This is a genomic window from Bacteroides sp. OF03-11BH, assembly GCF_003604005.1.
Taxonomy (GTDB): domain Bacteria; phylum Bacteroidota; class Bacteroidia; order Bacteroidales; family Bacteroidaceae; genus Bacteroides; species Bacteroides ovatus.
Map to the genome: position 1 here is coordinate 1 of NZ_QTMW01000100.1, position 3,444 is coordinate 3,444.

Annotated in this window: 4 protein-coding genes; all 4 read left to right on the top strand. The window is 37.7% G+C overall.

The window, feature by feature from the left end:
* The first annotated feature begins 85 nt into the window (after positions 1-85).
* Positions 86-946: a hypothetical protein gene (locus DXA54_RS27655; protein ID WP_009040061.1), complete on the top strand. Its 861-nt coding sequence runs from the start codon at positions 86-88 to the stop codon at positions 944-946.
* Positions 947-1,023: 77 nt separating this feature from the next.
* Complete coding sequence (locus DXA54_RS27660; protein WP_117678525.1) at positions 1,024-1,719, top strand: Imm19 family immunity protein; 696 nt, start codon at positions 1,024-1,026, stop codon at positions 1,717-1,719.
* Between the two features lie 66 nt (positions 1,720-1,785).
* Complete coding sequence (locus DXA54_RS27665; protein WP_070782546.1) at positions 1,786-2,736, top strand: hypothetical protein; 951 nt, start codon at positions 1,786-1,788, stop codon at positions 2,734-2,736.
* Positions 2,737-2,760: 24 nt separating this feature from the next.
* Entirely contained in the window at positions 2,761-3,351 is a 591-nt protein-coding gene (locus tag DXA54_RS27670) for a DUF4948 family protein (RefSeq protein WP_120081188.1), read from the top strand.
* Positions 3,352-3,444 lie beyond the last annotated feature (93 nt).

The following is a 3,444-nucleotide window of genomic DNA, read 5'->3' on the forward strand; positions in this document are numbered from 1 at the left end:
AATGGGAATAAGCGACTAACAAACAGCAAACCGACTAAAAAGCGGAATGCTGCCAAACATTAGCCACTTAAAAATAATAATAAAAATGACACATAACGAAGCCATAGAACTATTGTTGAAAGAGTACACTTCTTCTGACAAGAAGCAGCTTACTGAGCTATTCATACAAACCTTGCCAATAGGTCGGATTCATTTTGGGCTTCAAGTTTTGTCGAAAATGAAAACATATTATGTTCATTCATATTCAATATACGACATTCCTAAAACAGGTGATTTTTACAAAGACGAGAGGTTGTGGATAAAAGAAAATAAAAAACTATTCTTAGAAAGAAAATACCTCTCCTTTGAGAATATGACCGTAGAACAACAAAGAGAAATTATGGATGAACCTACAATAAACTCTTGTTATATTTGTTCGTCTTCCTTTGAGAAAGATATTGAAAAATATCCATTCAATCCCAAATATGGGGTGAATGAATCTGATGTTTTTCACATGGTACAATGCTTACAGCAAGAGAATAGGGAAAGTGTGAATTTCCTGTATGATCCCAAACAACAAAAGGAAGGGCTGAGTATTCTTAAAGAAATCTTTGAGACTATCACATCCGTGCAGGAATCAGACGGGATTCGTTATGTGTACAAATTGTTGAAGAAAAAAGAATTTTTCAAGCATTGGAAGAAAGAGGAAAAGCGTATAAGTGTTAAGTTTGCAGAATTAGCTTTACAACGTCTGTTGGAAATAATGGGATACCTTAGTATTCTCCACACTGAAAAATATAGAGGTTCCTTTTATGAGTTTAATGAAGGATGTACTCCAAGAAGCAGCCGAAGTTCTGATTGGAATTACCCAGTGGATTTTTGGAGAGGCAAAAACGGCATTGATAAGATAGCTTTTCAGTATTGGTTTGGAGAGTATGATGAACTTGAAAAATTCTGGAAACAATAGAGCGACTAACAAACGGATTAATCTACCAACAGCCGATTATCCACCTAACATTAGTTGCAGTCAAAAACGAAACAAAAATGAATGTAATATCAGAAAAAGAATATTCGTTCTCAAATGCGCTTTTTTGGAACGTAATGTTGCATCATCATATTCAAGCCTTTGATGAAGAAAGGGATGTGAATTTTGATGAAGTATGGGATGAAGAACTTGCACCAGCATTGTTAGATGAAAAGAGGTACAAGGAATATTGGGGCTGGCTATCTCAAATTGAATTGGAAACATCCGAAAATCAAGGTGAAATAGAAAATCCAAGAACTCTAACACTTCCTATCGGCAGTGATGTTACATTGACAATGGAATTTCATCCTTGTAGTACATACTATTTTTTGAATGATTTTGTAATTGGTGAGGTTAGTGGCAACTTTCATTTGAAATATCTCACATATCCAGAATTGATGCGTATTGCAGAGTTAAAATATGGAGATGTGTTATTTCATCTTCTGTTGCCTCTGTGTGCAATCAGAGAACAAGAGAAAGAGGATACACTTAATGAAATAGTCCAAAGGCTGCAACAAATCCCACTATTTCGTGAACATTCTGAGTACATAGGCAAATGTATCTTGTATGGGTTGTCAATACCAGATTCTGATATATTAGATATTCCCGAAATAGGAATTATCTGTTTAAGTAATCATTCTTATAGAAATGCTTTAAGGTACGAAGATGATAAAGAAGATATTAAAGAACTGAATACTCTTTTGTCAAAATTGTAAATATGCAACTAACAAGCGGCTTAACCTCCCCAGATAAGGGTCGGTTAGCCACCGAACATTACAGCTATGGATATAACGAATAGAATTATTGTCGCCTTACTGGAACGAATGAAAAGTAGAAACAAGAACTTTTCATTATCAAGACCTAAGTTTCATCGGTTGTTTCAAATAAATCCCGATGGCTACTTATGGTATGGCGAGAAACTGGAGCGGCATTTACTTAACAAATATGGAGAATCGGCTGATACATTGAAATATCTTGATATATATTATTTCATTGACAATATTGTGCGGTTGTATTACATGCCTAAAAATTCAAATTCGGAGGAAAACGAGTTTGGAAAGCTATACGCTTATGGCTCCATAATAGGGTTACACCGTTGTCATATTCCAGATAAGCGAATATATCTGAACCGATTGTTAAATACTTTACTGTTCTGTTGTCCGACTTCTGAAGAATATATCCGTAGATTCCGCTGGCAAAAAAACGGTATATATTACAAATCGCAGGATGTGGAAGTTCTTATTGCCGATACATTTACAGAAATACGGGAATCGGACAAACAATCAGAATCCATTGAAATAGTTGAGTCAATAGTCAATGAGACATACCGTTATCTGGTAGGCTCAAATACGGGGCTTCCATTTGTCCGTTCGGAAACTTTATTGCACTACAACCTGAACCCATCTGATTATATGTGGCTATATCAGCACGATAAGGAATTGTTTTATACTTGTCTTGATGCAGCAGCATTACAGTCGGAGATTTTCAGTTACAAGTCATTTGTGTACAATTTCAACCTGTATATTCTAAAAGACGCAAATATATTGGATGAATTGTCCAGATATTCCAAATGTTATGAAGCCGTTTTAGAACTGCTTTTCAAATCCGATTCAATTATGCAGAACTCTGTTATTCGGCAAATCAAATTATGTAGAAATGAAGATACCATTAAACAGAATAACAGATTGGATGCTATTAACAAATGGCTCAACTCCCTAAACAAGATTGGTTAGCCACAGAACATTAAACATTAGAAAATGAGAACACCAGTCATAATCCTGTTATTTGTAATCCTGCTTGCCGTAAGCTGCGGAGAGCCTCCCATGCCGCCGTCGGACGAGGAAATGATACGCCATTTCACCACGCACGAGGTGGCGTTCCGTAAGGTGTACGAAATCATGGCAGAGAGTTCAGAAGGTAGTTTTCACTACCCGCCGCTTTCTCCGGAAGAGGTCATTATACTTGATTCAATGGAGCAAAGCGATACATCCCATGAAACGAATGATGAACAAGACATTCCGGTATATGGACTGTTGAAGCCGGAGCGAATACAGCTCGATTCCCTGTTGTCAGAGATTGGATGCGGTTTTATCCTTGTTGATCGCAGGGAATGGGGAACGGCAGATTCGGTATATGTGAGCCTCGTTATGCCGTACTACTCCCACGGCATCGTGGATGCGGGAACTTCCAAGAGTTTCGTTTACGATCCCGGATTGGAAAGCCGTCGGAATATCCGTATCACCGAACATGGCGACCTGAACGAGATCTACCGCAGGACGTACAACGACACCACGCTTTACAAGCCCATCAAGGGAAACTGGTACATCGAGTTAGACCATTCGATATAACGGCCCGGAGTTCGTATCAAAGCTTGTTTCACTTTTTGTCAAGAAGATACATCATAAAGCAGATAATGGCTATCGCAAGGAAAAATAACAGAA